This is a genomic window from Pseudomonas sp. N2-3-1-14 (assembly GCF_041228395.1).
GTDB lineage: Bacteria > Pseudomonadota > Gammaproteobacteria > Pseudomonadales > Pseudomonadaceae > Aquipseudomonas.
On sequence record NZ_CP166199.1, the window covers coordinates 46,463 to 64,430 of the forward strand.

Genomic DNA, 17,968 nt, shown 5'->3' on the forward strand with positions numbered 1-17,968 from the left:
GGTGTTGATTGTAATTAAGATGGCCCCATCTTTGTTCTTACATGTTTCTTCAGCCAAGGTGCCCACCGTGAGCGCGAACAACCCTCTTCTGCAGTCCTACGACCTGCCGCCGTTCTCGGCGATCCGTGCCGAGCACGTGCAACCGGCCATCGAACAGATCCTCGCCGACAACCGTGTTGCCATCGAAGGCATCCTGCAAAGCCAGGGTGAAAATCCTACATGGGCCGGCCTGGTGCTGGCGATGGATGAACTGAATGACCGCCTGGGCGCCGCCTGGAGCCCGGTCAGCCACCTGAATGCCGTGTGCAACAGTGCCGAGTTGCGCGAAGCCTATGAGGCTTGCCTGCCGGCATTGAGCGCCTACTCCACCGAAATGGGTCAGAACCGCGCGCTGTTCCAGGCCTTTGAAGCCCTGGCCAACAGCCCGGAAGCCGCTGGTTTCGACGTGGCGCAAAAGACTATCCTTGAGCACTCGCTGCGCGACTTTCGCCTGTCGGGTATCGATTTGCCGCCTGAGCAGCAAAAGCGCTACGCCGAAGTGCAGAGCAAGCTCTCCGAGCTGGGCAGCAAATTTTCCAACCAACTGTTGGATGCCACCCAGGCCTGGACCAAGCACGTTACCGATGAAGCCACCCTCGCCGGTCTGACCGATTCGGCCAAGGCGCAAATGGCCGCCGCCGCCCAGGCCAAAGGCCTCGATGGCTGGCTGATCACCCTGGAATTCCCCAGCTACTACGCGGTGATGACCTACGCCCACGACCGCGCCCTGCGCGAAGAGGTCTACGCGGCCTACTGCACCCGCGCGTCGGACCAAGGCCCGAATGCCGGTAAGAATGATAACGGCCCGGTGATGGAACAGATCCTCGACCTGCGTCAGGAGCTGGCCCAACTGCTGGGCTATGCGTCGTTCTCCGAGCTGAGCCTGGCGACCAAAATGGCCGAGTCCAGCGACCAGGTGCTGAGCTTCCTGCGCGACCTGGCCAAGCGCAGCAAGCCGTTTGCCGCCCAGGACCTGCAACAGCTCAAGGCGTATGCCGCCGAACAAGGCTGTGCGGAACTGCAAAGCTGGGACAGTGGTTTCTACGGCGAAAAACTCCGCGAGCAGCGCTACAGCGTGTCCCAGGAAGCCCTGCGCGCCTACTTCCCGATCGACAAAGTGTTGGGCGGCCTGTTTGCCATCGTCCAGCGCCTGTACGGCATCGAGATCGCCGAGCAAAAAGGTTTCGACACTTGGCACCCGGACGTTCGCCTGTTTGAAATCAAGGAAAACGGCCAGCACGTCGGCCGCTTCTTCTTCGACCTGTACGCCCGCGCCAACAAGCGTGGCGGCGCCTGGATGGACGGCGCGCGTGACCGTCGCCGCACGGTTGACGGCGTACTGCAAAGCCCGGTGGCTAACCTGGTGTGCAACTTCACCCCGGCCGACAGCGGCAAGCCTGCCCTGCTGACCCACGATGAAGTGACCACGTTGTTCCACGAATTCGGCCACGGCCTGCATCACCTGCTGACCCGTGTCGAACACGCCGGCGTCTCCGGCATCAACGGCGTGGCATGGGACGCGGTGGAATTGCCGAGCCAGTTCATGGAGAACTGGTGCTGGGAGCCGGAAGGCCTGGCACTGATCTCCGGCCACTATGAAACCGGCGAGCCGCTGCCCCAGGACCTGCTGGAAAAAATGCTCGCGGCGAAGAACTTCCAGTCCGGCCTGATGATGGTGCGCCAGCTTGAGTTCTCGCTGTTCGACTTCGAACTGCATGCCACCCATGGCGATGGCCGCAGCGTTGCGCAAGTGCTTGAAGGCGTGCGCGATGAGGTCTCGGTGATGCGCCCACCGGCGTACAACCGCTTCCCTAACAGCTTCGCGCACATCTTTGCTGGCGGGTACGCGGCGGGTTACTACAGCTACAAGTGGGCGGAAGTGCTGTCGGCGGATGCCTTCTCCAAGTTTGAAGAAGACGGCGTGCTGAACGCCGAGACCGGCCGTGCCTTCCGCGAAGCCATTCTGGCGCGCGGCGGTTCGCAGGCACCGATGGTGCTGTTCGTCGACTTCCGCGGACGTGCGCCGTCGATTGACGCACTCTTGCGCCACAGCGGCCTGAGTGAGGACGCGGCAGCATGAGCGAAGGGCCTGTGATTACCAAAAAGCAATTTATCGCCGGGGCGGTCTGCCCAGCGTGCAGCGAGCCGGACAAGTTGAAGATGTGGACCGAAGACAACGTGCCGCACCGCGAATGTGTGGCCTGCGGTTATACCGACACGTTGAATGACCAGGGTCTGTCGGTGCCCAAGGAGTTGGGCACGCGGGTTAATACATCGGCATTGAAAGCGCCGGACCCGAAGGTGCAGGCCGTGCAGTTTTTTCCCAATCCGAAGCTGAAAAAAGACTGATGCCCATCAGGGTGTCAGCACCAGTTCAGCGTCTTTTTTGGTGTCGACACGGCTGCTATTGGCCGTGTTGAGCCAACTGTTCATCGAGCACAGGGCAAACGCACTGGTGCTGCAATCGCCATTCGCCAAGGCTGTACGTAACTTGTCGACATCGGCTTTCATCATGTAGCGAACGCTGTCCCTGAAACCATTGCTGGTACCAAAACCGCCCAAGGTCATTTCGTTCAGCGCATCTTCCTTGCTCCATCCCTGGATCACCACGCGGTACATCGCCGCCATCAAACCTGTGCGGTCCGAGCCGTGTTTGCAGTGCATCAGCACCGGGCCTTTGGTTTCTGCATCCTGAATGGCCCTTAACGCCGCGAGTACGTCTGAATCGTCGACGTGATTGGTGCGATAAGTCAGCTGCACCTGTTTGATATCAGATGTCTTCAGCCACGTCGCATCAGATTCCGGCAGAAAGTTGATCACTGTGGCGATCTTCAGATTTTCCAATACGGGGAGCGCATTGCCGTTGGGCAGCGCGCTGCGATACAGCGTGGGCGTCATTTGGTGCAGATTGAACTGGTCGCCCACAGGCTGGGCCCACTCCGGTGAGCGTAGGGAGGAGGCGCCGTCCGCCTGGGCGTGCGCGGTGGCGAACAGGGCCAGAAGCGCCATGCCGAGGGCAGGCAGCAATCGAATCTCGAACATGCGCGTTGTAACCGAATAAGGAAATGGCTGATGGGCCAAAGATTCGCCTACGCGGGGTCAATGCGGCGTGAGGTACTCGTCAAAGAATCGTGAATACCGACCTGATCTGCTGTTTTTCTCGCTGAACCGATTTTCTCAATTCTTAGCCTGCTATCATTTGTAACTATTGTTTGCCACTGTGTTCTATCCCTTTGGATCCAATTTCCTGGCAAGCCTTCACGCTGCTCCCAGAAGCGGCTGATAAACCCGTGACCACATGATGAGGTGCACCCATGTCTGATCAAGATCAAGACAATCCCCGGCGTGATTTTTTGCGCAAATCCTTGACCTTGATCCCGGTGGTCACGGTTGCCAGCACCGGCTTTGGTGGCTCGATGCTGATGGCCACGCCGGAACCGGTGCAGGCTGCCGAGGCTAAGCCGCCGGTCAGCGACAACGCCTACGAACCGAGCTATTTCACGGCTGAAGAGTGGGCGTTTCTCAACGCCGCCGTCGCGCGTTTGATTCCTGCTGATGCCCAAGGCCCTGGCGCCCTGGAGGCTGGTGCGCCGGAATACATCGACCGCCAGATGAACACGCCTTACGCCGCGGGCGCGCTGTGGTTCATGCAGGGCCCGTTCAACGCCGATGCGGCCCCGGAGATGGGCTGGCAGAGCAAGCTGGTGCCCAAGGACATTTATCGCCTGGGCATTGCAGCGACGGATGCGTGGTCGAAGGCGTTTAACGGCAAGGCCTTTGCCGCGCAAGACAGCGCTACCCAGGACGATATGCTGCGTCGCCTTGAAGCCGGCGGCAGCGAAGTGACTGCGCACTTTGAGACGGTGCCCGCAAAGATGTTTTTCAACCTGCTGCTGCAAAACACCAAGGAAGGGTTCTTCTGCGACCCGATCCACGGCGGCAACAAAGGCATGGTCGGCTGGACCATGATCGGCTTCCCCGGCGCCCGCGCCGACTTTATGGACTGGGTTGAACGCAACGAGCAATACCCCTTCCCGGCTGTTTCCATTCGCGGCGAGAGGGCATAAACGTGGCGACCATCATGAAGAAAGTGGACGCGGTGATCGTGGGCTTCGGCTGGACCGGCGCGATTATGGCCAAGGAGCTCACGGAAGCTGGCCTCAACGTGGTAGCGCTGGAGCGCGGCCCGATGCAGGACACCTACCCGGACGGCAACTATCCGCAGGTCATCGACGAATTGACCTACAGCGTGCGTAAAAAACTCTTTCAGGACATCTCCAAAGAAACGGTGACCATTCGCCATAGCGTGAATGACGTCGCCCTGCCCAACCGCCAGCTGGGTGCGTTTCTGCCGGGCAATGGCGTGGGCGGCGCGGGCCTGCACTGGTCGGGCGTGCACTTTCGTGTGGACCCTATCGAGTTGCGCATGCGCAGCCACTACGAAGAGCGCTACGGCAAAAACTTCATTCCCAAGGACATGACCATCCAGGACTTCGGCGTCAGCTACGAAGAGCTGGAACCGTTTTTCGACTACGCGGAAAAAGTCTTCGGCACCTCCGGCCAGGCCTGGACCGTAAAAGGTCAGGTGGTGGGCGAAGGCCGTGGTGGCAACCCGTATGCGCCGGATCGCTCCAACCCGTTCCCGTTGGAGTCGCAGAAAAACACCGTCTCCGCACAGCTGTTTCAGAAAGCGGCCGCCGAGGTTGGTTACAAACCCTACAACCTGCCGTCGGCCAATACGTCGGGGCCGTACACCAACCCCTACGGCGCACAGATGGGCCCGTGCAACTTCTGCGGTTTCTGCAGCGGCTACGTGTGCTACATGTACTCCAAGGCCTCGCCGAATGTGAACATCCTGCCGGCGCTGCGTCAGGTACCGAACTTTGAGCTGCGGGCCAATTCCCACGTGCTCAAGGTCAACCTGGACAGCACCAAGAGCAAGGCCACCGGCGTGACCTATATCGACGCCCAAGGTCGCGAATGCGAACAGCCGGCTGACCTGGTGATCATCGGCTCTTTCCAGTTCAACAATGTGCGCCTCATGTTGCTCTCGGGTATCGGCAAACCCTACGACCCGATTACCAATGAGGGCGTGGTGGGCCGCAACTTCGCCTACCAGAACATGGGCACCATCAAAGCCTTCTTCGACAAGGACACCCACACCAACAACTTCATCGGTGCGGGCGGCAATGGCGTGGCCATTGATGATTTCAACGCGGATAACTTCGACCATGGGCCGCACGGCTTTGTCGGCGGTTCGCCGATGTGGGTCAACCAGGCCGGCAGCCGGCCGATTGCCGGTACGTCCAACCCGCCAGGCACGCCAGCGTGGGGCAGTGCCTGGAAGCGCGCGACCGCCGATTACTACACCCACCAGGTGTCGATGGACTCCCACGGTGCGCATCAATCCTACCGGGGCAACTACCTGGATCTGGACCCGGTGTACCGCGATGCCTACGGCCTGCCACTGCTGCGGATGACATTCGACTGGCAGGAAAACGACATCAAGATGAACCGCTTCATGATGGAGAAAATGGGCAAGGTCGCCGAAGCGATGAACCCCAAGGCCATTGCTGTGCTCGGCAAAAAGGTCGGTGAGCACTTCAACACTGCGGCCTATCAGACCACCCACCTCAACGGCGGCGCGATCATGGGCACCGACCCGAAAACCAGTGCGTTGAACCGCTACCTGCAGAGCTGGGACGTACACAACGTGTTTGTCCCAGGCGCGTCAGCTTTCCCACAGGGCTTGGGCTATAACCCTACCGGCCTGGTGGCGGCACTGACCTATTGGTCGGCGCGGGCGATCCGCGAGCAGTACCTGAAAAACCCCGGCCCACTGGTTCAGGCATAAGGAGCGATGACCATGAAAGCACTTGTTATCGCCTCCCTGGCACTCTTGAGCAGCTGTTCGGTAAGCGCCGCTGAAACCGACCTGGTCAAGCAGGGCGAATACCTGGCCCGCGCCGGTGACTGCGTGGCCTGCCACACCACCAAGGGTGGCAAACCCTTTGCCGGCGGGCTGCCGATGGAAACCCCGATCGGCGTGATCTACTCCACCAACATCACCCCGGACAAGACCGGCCTGGGCGACTACAGCTTCGAAGATTTCGACAAGGCCGTGCGCCATGGCGTCGCCAAGAACGGTAGTACGCTTTACCCGGCGATGCCCTACCCGTCTTACGCGCGTGTCAGCGACAGCGACATGCAGGCGTTGTATGCCTACTTCATGAAGGGTGTAGAGCCGGTCGCCCAAGAGAACAAAGACAGCGATATTCCTTGGCCCTTGAGCATGCGCTGGCCGTTGGCGGCCTGGCGCTGGATGTTTGCGCCGGCCGTTGAGGAGCATCCGGCGCAACCGGCCGCCGACCCGGTGGTCAGTCGTGGCGCGTACCTGGTTGAAGGCTTGGGACACTGTGGCGCCTGCCATACGCCGCGCGCCCTGACCATGCAGGAAAAAGCCCTCAGCGCCACTGGCGGCAACGCCTTCCTGTCCGGCAGCGCGCCGTTGGAAGGCTGGATCGCGAAAAGCCTGCGTGGCGATCACAAGGACGGCCTCGGCAGCTGGAGCGAGGACGAACTGGTGCAATTTCTCAAGACCGGCCGCAGTGATCGCAGCGCCGTGTTTGGCGGCATGAGCGATGTGGTGGTGCACAGCATGCAGTACATGTCGCAGGACGACCTGACCGCTATCGCCCGCTACCTCAAGAGCCTGCCGGCGGTGGATCCCAAGGATCAGCCGCATCAGTACGACAAACAGGTGGCCGAGGCGTTGTGGAAAGGTGACGACAGCAAGCCGGGCGCGTCGGTGTACATCGACAACTGCGCGGCGTGCCACCGTACCGACGGCCATGGCTATACGCGGGTGTTCCCGGCGCTGGCGGGTAACCCGGTGTTGCAGACGGCAGATGCCACGTCGCTGATCAACATTGTGTTGAATGGCGGCACCTTGCCGGCTACGCACACGGCACCGTCGACGTTCACCATGCCGGCGTTTGCCTGGCGGTTGTCGGACCAGGAAGTGGCGGATGTGGTCAGTTTCGTCCGCGGCAGCTGGGGCAACAAAGGCGCGCCGGTAAAAGCCAGCGACGTGGCGGACCTGCGCAAGAGCGATATGCGCACCACCTCGGGCGATGACTTGGGGCAAGTGACGCAAAAGCACTGACCGCCAGACGGCACTGGTCATAACCATCACGCCCCAGTACTGTATATAAAAACAGTATTGGGGCGTTTTCATGTCTACACCTTTACCGCCCCGTGGCCGGGGCACGGCCACCAACCTGCACAATCGCTTTGCGCCTACGGTCAGTGTGGCCGAGGACGACGGCTGGTTTCAGGAGGTGCCGCCGACCCAGGGCACCGAAGTGCGCATCGAAACGGCCAAAAGCATCATCACCCGCAATAACTCGCCGGACCTGCCGTTCGATCGCTCGATCAACCCCTATCGCGGCTGCGAGCACGGTTGCATCTACTGCTACGCGCGGCCCAGTCACGCTTACTGGGACATGTCGCCGGGGCTGGATTTCGAAACCAAGCTGATCGCCAAGACCAATGCCGCCCAGGTGCTGGAGCAACAGCTGTCGAAGCCGGGTTATGTGTGTGCGCCGATCAATCTGGGCTCCAATACCGACCCCTACCAGCCCATCGAGCGCGAGTACAGGATCACCCGGCAGACCCTCGAAGTGCTGCTGCGCTACCGCCACCCGGTGACCATCATCACCAAGGGCTCGCTGATTTTGCGTGACCTCGACCTGCTGACCGAGCTGGCCCGGCAGCGGCTGGTGGCGGTGATGATCAGCCTCACGAGCCTGGACGATGAGCTCAAGCGCATTCTGGAACCGCGCACGGCGGCGCCCAAGGCGCGGTTGCGGGCGATTCGGGTGATGCGCGAGGCCGGCATCCCGGTGGGCGTGTTGTGTTCACCGATGATTCCGATGATCAACGACAGCGAGCTCGAGAGCCTGCTGACCGAAGCGCACGCGGCGGGTGCGCAAAGTGCGGCCTACATGATGCTGCGTTTGCCGCTGGAGGTGGCGCCGTTGTTCGAGGAGTGGCTGGCGGCGCATTACCCGCAGCGCGCGGCCCATGTGATGAGCCTGGTGCGCCAGGTGCGCGGTGGTGAGGTGTACGACAGCCGCTTCGGTGTGCGCATGCGGGGCGAGGGGCCGTTCGCCGATCTGCTGGCGCAGCGCTTCAGCAAGACGATCAAGCGCCTGGGGCTTAATCGTCGGGAAGGGTTTAATCTGGATTGCACGGCGTTCTGCCCACCGGGCAGGCAGATGGCATTATTGTAAACTGACCAAGAGGGGCGCGACATGCCTGTAGGAGTAGTCGCGTTTTGACATCACTGAAACCCGCGATCTAGAGCGGTTCATTCAGTTTGAGTTAAGTTTCGGCGGTTACCTTGTTCTGCGAGTGACTGGTGGGTCGGAGCCGTGGTCTTCAGCGTTTTACAACTAATCCACTGGCCCAGCGTCGAAATGACCTGAACACTCTCCCTGCATTAATCAAGAGGATGAATCATGAGTGACAAGGATAAACAGCCGTTGGCTGCGTCGGCTTCAGCCCCTCAGGTGGCCGAGTCCGCCGATGCAGCGCTAAAGCACATCGTTGACGGCTTTTTGCATTTCCATCACGACGTCTTCCCCCAGCAGGAAGAACTCTTCAAAAAACTCGCCACGGCCCAGAGCCCGCGGGCGATGTTTATCACCTGTGCCGATTCGCGGATCGTGCCCGAGCTGATCACCCAAAGCTCCCCTGGCGACCTGTTCGTCACGCGTAACGTCGGCAACGTGGTGCCACCCTACGGACAGATGAACGGCGGCGTGTCCACGGCCATCGAGTACGCGGTTCTCGCCCTGGGCGTGCAGCACATTATCGTGTGCGGGCATTCCGACTGCGGCGCCATGCGCGCGGTACTCAACCCCCAGAGCCTGGAAAAAATGCCGACGGTCCGGGCTTGGCTGCGTCATGCCGAGGTCGCCAAGTCGATGGTTGAGGACAACTGCGACTGCGCCAATGAAGGCGAAAGCATGAAGGTGCTGACCGAAGAAAACGTCATCGCCCAGTTGCAGCATTTGCGCACCCACCCTTCCGTGGCCTCACGCATGGCCAATGGTCATTTGTTTATCCATGGCTGGATCTACAACATCGAGACCAGCGAAATCCGAGCCTACGATGCAGATCAGGCGGCATTTCGACCGCTGAGCGGTGACGGACCCATCCCTTGCGCGACGCCTAAAGCGCGCTTCTAAAACACTTCCCTGCCGGGTAATGCGGTGGCTGCCATGGATGCAGCCAGGCATTGCCGCGCCCGGCGAATGCCTTGGGAGAGTCAATATGCGTGCTGCTCAATTGAAAGCTGTATTGCCTCGGGAGCTGCTCGCGTCCGTGGTTGTGTTTCTGGTCGCCCTGCCCTTGTGCATGGGCATCGCGATTGCGTCTGGCATGCCGCCGGCCAAAGGGCTGATCACCGGGATCATCGGTGGCCTGGTGGTGGGTTGGCTGGCTGGATCGCCGCTGCAGGTCAGCGGGCCCGCCGCCGGTTTGGCAGTGTTGGTGTTCGAACTGGTGCGCCAGCACGGCATGATGATGCTCGGCCCCATCCTGTTGCTGGCGGGGTTCCTGCAATTGGTGGCCGGGCGATTGCGTCTGGGCTGCTGGTTTCGCGTCACGGCGCCGGCGGTGGTGTACGGCATGCTGGCGGGGATCGGCGTGCTGATTGTGCTCTCGCAGGTCCATGTGATGCTCGACGGCGCGCCCAAGCCTTCCGGGCTGGATAACCTGGCGGGCTTCCCGGCCGCGGTGGTTGAGGCGATACCAACCCTGGGCGCAGGCCTTGGCTGGCAAGCGGGTTTGCTGGGGCTGTCGACGATGCTGGTGATGTACCTGTGGGATAAATTGCGCCCGCAAAAACTGCGGTTTGTGCCAGGCGCCTTGTTGGGCGTGGGCTTGGCGACGGTCACCAGCCTGGTGCTGGCGTTGCAGGTCAAGCGTGTGGAAGTCCCGGAAAACCTTGCCGATGCCATCGACTGGCTACGCCCCAGCGACTTGCTGAACCTGGCCGATCCGCAACTGTTGATCGCCGCGTTCGCCGTGGCCTTTATCGCCAGCGCCGAAACCCTGCTGTCGGCTGCTGCGGTTGACCGCATGCACAGCGGCCAGCGCTCGGATTTCGACAAGGAATTGTCCGCTCAAGGTGTAGGCAACATGCTTTGTGGCCTGGTCGGCGCGCTGCCAATGACCGGCGTGATCGTGCGCAGCTCGGCCAACGTGCAGGCCGGTGCGACCACGCGCTTGTCGGCGATGTTCCACGGTGTATGGCTGCTGGGGTTCGTGCTGCTGCTGTCGAGCGTGCTGCAAAGCATCCCGGTGGCGAGCCTGGCGGGCGTGCTGGTGTACACCGGGATCAAGCTGGTGGACGTGAAAGCATTTCGCGCATTGGGCCGATACGGGCGGATGCCGATGTTCACCTATGCCGCGACGGCGCTGGCGATCATCTTTACCGACTTGCTGACCGGTGTACTGGTGGGCTTCGGGCTGACGTTGGTCAAGTTGGCCTTCAAGGCGTCGCGACTGAAAATCAGCCTGATCGACCTGCCCCAGGACGGTGAGATGGAGTTGCGCCTGACCGGTGCGGCGACCTTCCTGAAAGTGCCGGCACTGACCCAAGTGCTGTCGACGGTGCCCGCAGGGACCACGTTGCATGTGCCGCTGAGCAACTTGAGTTACATCGACCATTCCTGCCTGGAGTTGCTGGAGGAATGGGGCCGGGCCAATGCGGCCAAGGGCTCTACGCTTGTGATCGAGGCGCGCGGCTTGAAGCGCAGGCTTGAAGGCCGGGTGCGCACGACCGTGGGGATAGGTTCGGCACCGTCCACTAGCTGACAGAACCCAATCAAAAATGTGGGAGCGGGCTTGCTCGCTCCCACATGGGTTTTGCATCATATTGAAGAGTTAAGCCGGCTGATCCAGCGCCAACTCAACCCCCAGCTGCCGCGACAGGCACGGCCAGCGCTTCCACGCCGCTTCCGTGTTCGGGCTTTTGAGCGTTTCGCGGTAAGCCTCGACCGACTCCAGCGCAAAGCTGTCTTCGTTGAGCATTTCATCCACCGCCAAATGCACGGCTTCGTCCAACTGGTTGGCAAATGCTTCGCCGATCAGCTGATGAGCGATCAAGTTGGCCACGGTGGTGTCCGCTGGAATCAACGGCTGACCGAAGTGCGTGATGTACAGATCGTTGACTTCTTCTACCAGGCGATGGGCCAGGTAGGCCTCGTCCAGCAGGCCGTCGAGGCCTTCGTGGCCGGCAAGAATCGCGGGCGGTTGCAGGAAGAAATGCTCGGCGATTTTCAGTACCGGCTTGATCTGGCTTTCGATGCCAGCTTCGCGCGCCACGTCATTGGCGGCTTCCAGCAAGTCAGGGACAAGCTCGATGTAGGCGGTAACAAAACGGGTCATGACAATGTTGCGATCACCGTCAGCCAGGGAAATGGCCGAATGCAGGTGCGGCAATTGTTTTTCCAGTTGCTGGGCAAGCTGGCCAGTGCTGGCTTCGTGTTGATGGGCACGGGAAATCTGCTCGCGCAATGCGGCGGTGTTCATGAAAGCTCCATTGAAACAGGCGTAGGAAAAGGGAAAGAACAAGGTAGCTCGTTTATACGAGGGCCTAAGACGCGTTTGTCATAATTATTTCATGGTTATGCGCATGCGTTATATCGAATCGCCATCGTTCGTCGGATAAACGTTTGCGCCCCCGTATTTATTGGGCCCGCCCGTCTGTTTGTGCTCATTTGCCCCTACACATTGCGGGGTTGCCCGGCTGTCTATACTCGATTTTGTACGCAATTAGCTGATGACGCCCAACTGCATGAAGCAGGCAAGGCTTGGCGGTTGTAAGCAGTATGGAAGCCGCTCCCTTCGCCGCAGGTGCAAACCGGCGGGATAACAAGAAACATAAAGGGGAACCCGCAATGACGCGACATCCACACGTTTGGATGGGCCTTCTGTTGTGGTCGGTATTCGGCCAGGCGCACGCCGCCTGGACAACGAATATGGCGCCAGGGGCTACTGAAGTCAGTCACGCCGTGTTTGACCTGCACATGACCATCTTCTGGATTTGTGTGGTGATCGGCATTGTCGTGTTTGGCGCGATGTTCTGGTCGATGATCCTGCACCGCCGGTCCACGGGCCAGGTGGCTGCCAAATTTCACGAGAGCACGACCGTGGAAATCCTCTGGACCGTAGTGCCGTTGCTGATCCTGGTAGCGATGGCCATTCCGGCGACCAAGACCCTGATCAACATCTACGACAGCACCGAGTCGGATATCGATATCCAGGTCACCGGTTATCAGTGGAAGTGGCATTACAAATACCTGGGCCAGGACGTGGAATTCTTCAGCAACCTGGCCACCCCTGCCGAGCAGATCCATAACCAGGCCACCAAGGGCGAGCACTATCTGCTCGAAGTCGACCAGCCCCTGGTGCTGCCGGTAGGCGCCAAAGTGCGCTTTCTGGTGACTGCCGCCGATGTGATTCATTCGTGGTGGGTACCGGCCTTTGCGGTCAAGCGCGACGCCATTCCCGGCTTCGTCAACGAGGCCTGGACGCGTATCGAGAAGCCCGGCATCTACCGTGGCCAGTGCGCTGAATTGTGCGGTAAGGACCACGGCTTCATGCCGATTGTGGTCGAGGTCAAATCCCAGGCCGACTACGACACTTGGCTCGGCGAGCGCAAGGCAGAAGCGGCCAAGCTCAAGGAGCTGACCTCCAAAGAGTGGACGCTTGAAGAGCTGGTGGCGCGTGGCGACAAGGTCTACCACACCACCTGCGTGGCCTGTCACCAGGCTGAGGGCCAAGGCCTGCCGCCGATGTTCCCGGCGCTCAAAGGCTCGCCGATCGCCACCGGGCCTAAGGAAGATCACCTGCACCGCGTGTATTTCGGCAAGCCCGGCACCGCCATGGCCGCCTTCGGCAAACAGCTGTCGGAAGTGGACATCGCCGCCGTGGTGACCTACGAACGCAACGCCTGGGGCAACAACAAAGGCGACATGGTCACGCCCAAAGACGTGCTGGCTTTGAAACAGGCGGAAAGCAAATGATGGCCTCAACTGCGTATGCCCTGAACCGCACAGCCCATTCCTTTGCAGGAGAACGGCCATGAGCACTGTGATCGATGACCATGGTCACGCCGACCATGCCCATGGCCCCGCCAAAGGCCTGATGCGCTGGGTGCTGACCACCAACCACAAAGACATCGGCACGATGTACCTGTGGTTCGCCTTCACCATGTTCCTGCTCGGCGGCTCGTTCGCCATGGTGATCCGCGCCGAGCTGTTCCAGCCCGGCCTGCAGATCGTGCAGCCGGCGTTCTTCAACCAGATGACCACCATGCACGGCCTGATCATGGTGTTCGGCGCGGTGATGCCGGCCTTTGTCGGCCTGGCCAACTGGATGATCCCGCTGATGATCGGCGCGCCGGACATGGCCCTGCCGCGCATGAACAACTTCAGTTTCTGGCTGCTGCCAGCGGCGTTCCTGTTGCTGGTTTCCACGTTGTTCACACCCGGTGGCGGGCCGAATTTCGGCTGGACCTTCTACGCCCCGCTGTCCACCACCTACGCGCCCGAAAGTGTGACGTTCTTTATTTTTGCCATCCACCTGATGGGCATCAGTTCGATCATGGGCGCGATCAACGTGGTCGCGACCATTCTCAACCTGCGCGCCCCTGGCATGACCCTGATGAAGATGCCGCTGTTCGTCTGGACCTGGCTGATCACCGCGTTCCTGTTGATCGCGGTGATGCCGGTGCTGGCCGGCTGCGTGACCATGATGCTGATGGATATCCACTTCGGCACCAGTTTCTTCAGTGCCGCCGGCGGCGGTGACCCGGTGCTGTTCCAGCACGTGTTCTGGTTCTTCGGCCACCCCGAGGTGTACATCATGATTCTGCCGGCCTTCGGCGCCGTCAGCTCGATCATCCCGACCTTCTCGCGCAAGCCGCTGTTCGGCTACACCTCTATGGTCTACGCCACGGCGAGCATCGCGTTCCTGTCGTTCATTGTGTGGGCGCACCACATGTTCGTGGTGGGCATTCCGCTGGTGGGCGAGCTGTTCTTCATGTACGCCACGCTGCTGATCGCCGTGCCGACGGGCGTGAAGGTGTTCAACTGGGTCAGCACCATGTGGCAAGGCTCGCTGACCTTCGAGACGCCGATGCTGTTTGCCGTGGCCTTCGTGATCCTGTTCACCATTGGCGGCTTCTCCGGTCTGATGCTGGCGATTGCCCCGGCGGACTTCCAGTACCACGACACCTACTTTGTGGTGGCGCATTTCCATTACGTACTGGTGCCTGGCGCGATCTTCGGCATCTTCGCCTCGGCGTACTACTGGCTGCCCAAATGGACTGGGCACATGTACGACGAAACCCTGGGCAAGCTGCACTTCTGGCTGTCCTTCATCGGCATGAACATGGCGTTTTTCCCGATGCACTTCGTGGGACTGGCCGGCATGCCGCGCCGGGTCCCGGACTACAACCTGCAGTTCGCCGACTTCAACATGGTCTCCTCGATTGGCGCCTTCATGTTTGGCGCCACGCAGATCTTCTTCCTGTTTATCGTCATCAAGTGCATCCGCGGCGGCCCGCCGGCGCCGGCCAAGCCGTGGGATGGCGCCGAAGGTTTGGAGTGGAGCATCCCCTCGCCCGCGCCGTATCACACGTTCACCACGCCGCCGGAGGTCAAGTGAATACCCGGTTCGCCATGCCTATACAAATCCCCTGTGGGAGCGGGCTTGCTCGCGAAAGCGGTGTTTCAGTCGCCGCAAATAGTGCCTGGCTTACCGCATTCGCGAGCAAGCCCGCTCCCACATTGACCGCGTTCGGTTCAGGTGATCGCCATGCTTGAGTCCATCCCCATCAAGCGCCTGGTCACCCGTCTGCTGATTCTGGTGGTGGCGATGTTCGCCTTCGGCTTCGCCCTGGTGCCGATTTACGACGTGATGTGCAAGGCGTTCGGCATCAACGGCAAGACCGCCGGGCAGTACGAAGGTGAGCAAGTCGTCGACCCCACGCGCCAGGTGCGAGTGCAGTTCCTGTCGACCAATGCCATCGACATGGTCTGGGAGTTTCACTCCAAGGCGGACGAAGTGGTGGTCAACCCCGGTGCGGTCACCGAGATGCTGTTCGTCGCCTACAACCCCACCGACAAGGTCATGAAAGCCCAGGCAGTGCCGAGCATTTCCCCGGCCGAAGCGGCGATGTACTTCCACAAGACCGAGTGCTTTTGCTTCACCCAGCAAGTGCTGCAGCCCGGTCAGCGCATTGAAATGCCGGTGCGTTTTATCGTCGACCGCGCCATGCCCAAGGATGTGAAGCATTTGACTCTGGCGTACACGCTGTTTGACATCACTGCGCGCCAACCGCCGGTGGCCGTCCATACCGGCGGCTAGCTACTGTTTGCCCCCTCAATCAGGAGAGCGAATACATGTCGTCTCATGATACGTACTACGTACCAGCGCAAAGCAAATGGCCAATAATTGCCACCCTGGGCATGCTCACCACCGTGTACGGTTTGGCTGTGTGGTTCAACGATCTGAAGGCGGCGCGCCCGGAATCCCACGGGCCGTGGATCTTTTTCGTCGGTGGGCTGTTGCTGGCCTACATGCTGTTCGGCTGGTTCGGCGCGGTGATCAAGGAAAGCCGCGCCGGTTTGTACAGCCCGCAGATGGACCGCTCGTTTCGCTGGGGCATGACCTGGTTCATCTTTTCCGAGGTGATGTTCTTCGTCGCGTTCTTTGGCGCCCTGTTTTATGTGCGGCACATGTCGGGGCCATGGCTGGGCGGTGAAGGGCACAAGGGCATCGCGCACATGCTGTGGCCGAATTTTCAGTTCACCTGGCCGCTGCTCAACAACCCTGACCCAAAAATGTACCCGCCACCGGAGGGCACCATCAGCCCCTGGGGCTTGCCACTGATCAATACGATCTTGCTGGTCAGCTCCAGCGTGACCATCACCCTCGCCCACCATGCCTTGCGCAAGGGCCATCGCGGCGCACTGAAAATCTGGCTGGCGCTGACCGTGCTGCTGGGCTGGGCGTTCCTGGCCTTCCAGGCCGAGGAGTACATGCATGCCTACAAAGAACTGGGCCTGACCCTCGGCTCGGGCGTGTACGGCGCGACCTTCTTCATGCTCACGGGCTTTCACGGCGCTCACGTGACCATCGGCACCATCATTCTGTTCGTGATGCTGATGCGCATCCTGCGCGGGCATTTCAATGCCGAGCACCAGTTTGGTTTCGAGGCGGCCAGCTGGTATTGGCACTTTGTGGATGTGGTGTGGATCGGCCTGTTCTTCTTCGTGTATGTGCTGTGAGGCGCCTTACCACGGCGCATGAGACACCAGCTGGCCGCTGAAAAAGCCCCAGGCGATCAAGCCCACGGTGATCGCGGCCAGTACGACACGCACGGTCAAGGCAGTGACGAGGCGGTTGGAGTTGCCCTCGTCCTTGACCAGAAAGAACAAACCACTGAACAGGCTCACGACAGTCGCGATCAGCATCAGGGCAATGGCTGCTTTGAGCATGGTCAGGTTCCCTTCGGATGGGCGGGCAATGAAAACAAGTATAGCCAGCGCCATAAAAGACTTTCGCCCAGGACTCGCACCCACGCTGGTGGTGCTGGTGCTGCTGCCGTTGATGGTGGGCCTGGGGTTCTGGCAACTGGCGCGCGGCCATGAAAAACAGTTGCTGGTGGACAGCTACGCCGAGCGGCGCGTGGCCGACCCCATCAGCAGTGTCCAGCTCAATGAGATGCCCGACCCCGCCTTTCGCCGCGTGCGCCTGCGCGGCCAGTTCGACGCCGAGCACAGCGTGTTGCTCGACAACCGCATGCGCGACGGCAAGGCCGGCGTCGAGTTGCTGCAACCCTTTCATGATCAGGCCAGCGGCCAGTGGCTGTTGCTCAATCGCGGCTGGCTGCCGTGGCCGGACCGGCGCACGCCACCGGTCTTCACCACACCCGGTCAACCGTTGAATCTCGACGCCTGGGTCTACGTCGCCCCCGGCGAAACCTTCCAACTGCACGCCGACCCAGCCACCACGCAATGGCCGCGCTTGCTTACCGCGCTGCACCCCGCCGCCCTGTGGAGTGAGTTGGGCCGTGGCGGTTTTGCCTACGAACTGCGCGCCGAACCCGGCCCGGGCACGTATGACACCACGTGGCCGGTGGTCGCCATGGGCCCGGAAAAACATTTGGGGTACGCCGTGCAGTGGTTCGCCATGGCCTTGGCGCTGCTGGCGCTGTACCTCTACCTCGGATGGCACAACAAAAAGGAGAAGTCCCATGGGAGCGGCCATGAATCCACCCAGCATGTCTGAGGCGCCCGACCGGCGCAAAGGCCGCTGGCAGCTGATTTTGATCCTGATGATGGTGATCGGCCCGATGGCGCTGGCCACCTTCATGTACAAGTTGCAGTTCTGGGTGCCGGACAGCCGCAGCTACCACGGCGAACTGATCGGCAACGGCCAGACCCGCGCCGACATTGGCGTGCAGGCCGATGAAGATCGCTGGCAACTGCTGGTCACCGCGCCCACCGCCTGCGCCGCTGAGTGCCAGCAGTTGGTGTACCTGGCGCGCCAACTGCAAATCAGCCTGGGCCGTGATGCCTCGCGCGCCAGCCATGCCTTGGCCAGCGCGCAGCCAGTGAGCAGCGCCTACGCGGCCAAGCTCAAAACCGAATACCCGCAACTGCACCGCTATCCGCTGGACCTGTCGACCTTCACCAAGGACGCCGCCGCACCCGGCGATGCGCAACTGTGGATCGTCGACCCGCACGGCAACTTGGTGCTGCGCTACGACGCCAAGGTCAAGGGCAAGGACCTGCTCAACGACCTGCGCTTGCTGCTGAAACTGTCGAACATCGGATAAGGGCAT

Annotated in this window: 17 protein-coding genes; 14 read left to right on the top strand and 3 right to left on the bottom strand. The window is 60.9% G+C overall.

What is annotated here, in order from left to right; all coding sequences use genetic code 11:
* Positions 1 to 19: 19 nt before the first annotated feature.
* Positions 20 to 2,119 (top strand): oligopeptidase A, encoded by a 2,100-nt coding sequence (prlC, locus tag AB5I78_RS00235; RefSeq protein WP_370004323.1) that lies wholly within the window; start codon positions 20 to 22, stop codon positions 2,117 to 2,119.
* Positions 2,116 to 2,388: a YheV family putative zinc ribbon protein gene (locus tag AB5I78_RS00240; protein WP_065902760.1), complete on the top strand. Its 273-nt coding sequence runs from the start codon at positions 2,116 to 2,118 to the stop codon at positions 2,386 to 2,388. The genes prlC and AB5I78_RS00240 overlap by 4 nt, the downstream gene beginning before the upstream one ends.
* 6 nt (positions 2,389 to 2,394) lie before the next feature.
* Here the strand turns inward: AB5I78_RS00240 and AB5I78_RS00245 are convergent, their stop codons facing one another.
* Positions 2,395 to 3,081 (bottom strand): dual specificity protein phosphatase family protein, encoded by a 687-nt coding sequence (locus AB5I78_RS00245; RefSeq protein WP_369302759.1) that lies wholly within the window; start codon positions 3,079 to 3,081, stop codon positions 2,395 to 2,397.
* 272 nt (positions 3,082 to 3,353) lie between these two features.
* Between AB5I78_RS00245 and AB5I78_RS00250 the strand changes: the two genes are divergently transcribed.
* The 6 genes from AB5I78_RS00250 to AB5I78_RS00275 all read left to right on the top strand — a co-directional run bounded on the left by AB5I78_RS00250 (position 3,354) and on the right by AB5I78_RS00275 (position 10,926).
* On the top strand, positions 3,354 to 4,106 hold the full coding sequence (locus AB5I78_RS00250; RefSeq protein WP_242200508.1) for a gluconate 2-dehydrogenase subunit 3 family protein: 753 nt from the start codon (positions 3,354 to 3,356) through the stop codon (positions 4,104 to 4,106).
* Positions 4,107 to 4,108: 2 nt separating this feature from the next.
* Positions 4,109 to 5,893 carry a GMC family oxidoreductase gene (locus AB5I78_RS00255; protein ID WP_369302758.1) on the top strand — a complete coding sequence of 595 codons (1,785 nt, stop codon included), beginning with the start codon at positions 4,109 to 4,111 and terminating at the stop codon, positions 5,891 to 5,893.
* A gap of 12 nt (positions 5,894 to 5,905) precedes the next feature.
* The gene (locus AB5I78_RS00260) at positions 5,906 to 7,204 is read left to right on the top strand and encodes a c-type cytochrome (protein WP_369302757.1); all 1,299 of its coding nucleotides are present in this window, start codon (positions 5,906 to 5,908) and stop codon (positions 7,202 to 7,204) included.
* A gap of 70 nt (positions 7,205 to 7,274) precedes the next feature.
* Positions 7,275 to 8,333 carry a PA0069 family radical SAM protein gene (locus tag AB5I78_RS00265; RefSeq protein WP_369302756.1) on the top strand — a complete coding sequence of 353 codons (1,059 nt, stop codon included), beginning with the start codon at positions 7,275 to 7,277 and terminating at the stop codon, positions 8,331 to 8,333.
* Between the two features lie 228 nt (positions 8,334 to 8,561).
* Complete coding sequence (locus AB5I78_RS00270) at positions 8,562 to 9,293, top strand: carbonic anhydrase (protein ID WP_106576015.1); 732 nt, start codon at positions 8,562 to 8,564, stop codon at positions 9,291 to 9,293.
* Between the two features lie 85 nt (positions 9,294 to 9,378).
* Positions 9,379 to 10,926, top strand: a complete 1,548-nt coding sequence (locus tag AB5I78_RS00275; RefSeq protein WP_242200504.1) for a SulP family inorganic anion transporter — start codon at positions 9,379 to 9,381, stop codon at positions 10,924 to 10,926.
* A gap of 69 nt (positions 10,927 to 10,995) precedes the next feature.
* Here AB5I78_RS00275 and AB5I78_RS00280 read toward each other — a convergent pair whose 3' ends face one another.
* On the bottom strand, positions 10,996 to 11,643 hold the full coding sequence (locus tag AB5I78_RS00280) for a hypothetical protein (protein ID WP_145158496.1): 648 nt from the start codon (positions 11,641 to 11,643) through the stop codon (positions 10,996 to 10,998).
* Positions 11,644 to 12,011: 368 nt separating this feature from the next.
* Between AB5I78_RS00280 and coxB the strand changes: the two genes are divergently transcribed.
* The 4 genes from coxB (at position 12,012) to AB5I78_RS00300 (ending at position 16,409) form a co-directional block, all read left to right on the top strand.
* Positions 12,012 to 13,139: a cytochrome c oxidase subunit II gene (coxB, locus tag AB5I78_RS00285; RefSeq protein ID WP_119741308.1), complete on the top strand. Its 1,128-nt coding sequence runs from the start codon at positions 12,012 to 12,014 to the stop codon at positions 13,137 to 13,139.
* Between the two features lie 58 nt (positions 13,140 to 13,197).
* Positions 13,198 to 14,784 carry a cytochrome c oxidase subunit I gene (ctaD, locus tag AB5I78_RS00290; protein WP_106576019.1) on the top strand — a complete coding sequence of 529 codons (1,587 nt, stop codon included), beginning with the start codon at positions 13,198 to 13,200 and terminating at the stop codon, positions 14,782 to 14,784.
* A gap of 150 nt (positions 14,785 to 14,934) precedes the next feature.
* Positions 14,935 to 15,486: a cytochrome c oxidase assembly protein gene (locus tag AB5I78_RS00295; RefSeq protein WP_369302755.1), complete on the top strand. Its 552-nt coding sequence runs from the start codon at positions 14,935 to 14,937 to the stop codon at positions 15,484 to 15,486.
* Positions 15,487 to 15,521: 35 nt separating this feature from the next.
* Complete coding sequence (locus AB5I78_RS00300; protein WP_145158502.1) at positions 15,522 to 16,409, top strand: cytochrome c oxidase subunit 3; 888 nt, start codon at positions 15,522 to 15,524, stop codon at positions 16,407 to 16,409.
* 6 nt (positions 16,410 to 16,415) lie between these two features.
* Here AB5I78_RS00300 and AB5I78_RS00305 read toward each other — a convergent pair whose 3' ends face one another.
* On the bottom strand, positions 16,416 to 16,619 hold the full coding sequence (locus AB5I78_RS00305) for a twin transmembrane helix small protein (protein ID WP_016969525.1): 204 nt from the start codon (positions 16,617 to 16,619) through the stop codon (positions 16,416 to 16,418).
* A 28-nt stretch (positions 16,620 to 16,647) separates the two neighbouring features.
* Between AB5I78_RS00305 and AB5I78_RS00310 the strand changes: the two genes are divergently transcribed.
* Together AB5I78_RS00310 and AB5I78_RS00315 are read left to right on the top strand one after the other, a co-directional pair.
* The gene (locus AB5I78_RS00310) at positions 16,648 to 17,412 is read left to right on the top strand and encodes an SURF1 family protein (protein WP_369302754.1); all 765 of its coding nucleotides are present in this window, start codon (positions 16,648 to 16,650) and stop codon (positions 17,410 to 17,412) included.
* Positions 17,378 to 17,962 carry a hypothetical protein gene (locus AB5I78_RS00315; protein ID WP_262206030.1) on the top strand — a complete coding sequence of 195 codons (585 nt, stop codon included), beginning with the start codon at positions 17,378 to 17,380 and terminating at the stop codon, positions 17,960 to 17,962. The genes AB5I78_RS00310 and AB5I78_RS00315 overlap by 35 nt, the downstream gene beginning before the upstream one ends.
* The last annotated feature ends 6 nt before the right edge of the window (positions 17,963 to 17,968 follow it).